Raw genomic sequence first — 1,280 nt, 5'->3', positions numbered from 1 at the left:
CCCACCGGACTCCACCGACACACACGGCAGCACCACAAATTCCGGAACAGGCCCGACATCCAGACCACCCTCCCCAAGAACCACCCACCGCTCCGACGAAATCGAAGAGACCGGGGAATCCGAAGAAGCCGAAGAACCGGAAGCGGCCGATGCGCCCCCCGGCTCACCAGCTGACACTGGCGTCCACGAAATCGCGAACAGAGACTCCTGGTCGGCACTGGTCGCCTGCCGCAGCTGCCCGGGGGCGACCGTTCGGGTGAGCAGGGCATCCACGAGGGCCACCGGCCGGCCCTCGGTGTCGGCGAGGCGCACGGACACCGTGTCCGGGCCGGCCGGGGACAGGTGAACGCGGAGGTTCGTCGCACCCTGGGCGAACAGCGTCACGCCGTTCCAGGTGAACGGCAACCGCACCCGGACATCGCCGCGGTCGGACGCCAGACCCGCGTGCAGGGCCGCGTCCAGCAGCGCGGGATGGATACCGAATCCTGCCGCGCCGTCGGCCTGGTCCTCGGGCAGGCCGACCTCGGCGAAGACGTCCTCCCCGCGCCGCCACGCGGCCCGCAGCCCCCGGAACACCGGCCCGTAGCCGTAGCCCGACGCGGCCAGATCCTCGTAGAAACCGTCCAGGGCCAACGGCTGCGCACCGGCCGGGGGCCACACCATGAGGTCGAACGACTCGCCCGCGGGCTCGGGGGCGAGCAGGCCGCTGGCATACCGGGTCCATTCCCGGGCGCCGGCCGGCCGGGAGTGCACGCTCAGCGAGCGCCGGCCGGACGGGTCCTCCGCGCCCACCCGCACCTGCACGGCGACCGTTCCGTTTTCGGGGATCGTCAGTGGTGCTTCGAGCGTCAGTTCCTCGACCAGGCCGCATCCGACCTCGTCTCCGGCCCGGACGGCGAGTTCCACCCACGCCGTGCCCGGCAGCAGCACCACGCCGTCCACCACGTGGTCGAGCAACCAGGGATGCGTGCTTGCGGAAAGCCGTCCGGTCAGTACGACACCCTGGTCCTCGGCCAGTTCCACCGCCGCCCCGAGCACCGGGTGGCGTGCCGCGTCGAGGCCGAGGGCATCGGGGTCGCTGCCGGCCGAACGCGCATCCTCGAGCCAGTACCGCCGCCGTTGGAAGGCGTAGGTGGGCAGCTCCACCCGCTGCCCGCCGGGCAGCAGCGCCGTCCAGTCGACGTCGGCACCATGGACGTAGGCCTGCGCCACCGAGGTGGCGAACCGCTCCATACCACCCTCGTCACGACGCAGCGATCCCACCACGACACCCGGCACAT

At 71.8% G+C, this 1,280-nt stretch carries 1 protein-coding gene; it reads right to left on the bottom strand.

Going from position 1 to position 1,280, the window contains the following annotated elements; translation table 11 throughout:
* On the bottom strand, nt 1-1,263 hold a 1,263-nt coding region (locus ACWIF2_RS40740; protein WP_454366750.1), incomplete at its 3' end, for a polyketide synthase dehydratase domain-containing protein.
* Nucleotides 1,264-1,280: the final 17 nt, after the last annotated feature.

It is taken from the genome of Streptomyces sp. NPDC055506, from assembly GCF_053643595.1.
Note: the sequence above shows the minus strand (reverse complement) of the source record. Positions and strands in the feature narration are given on the sequence as shown.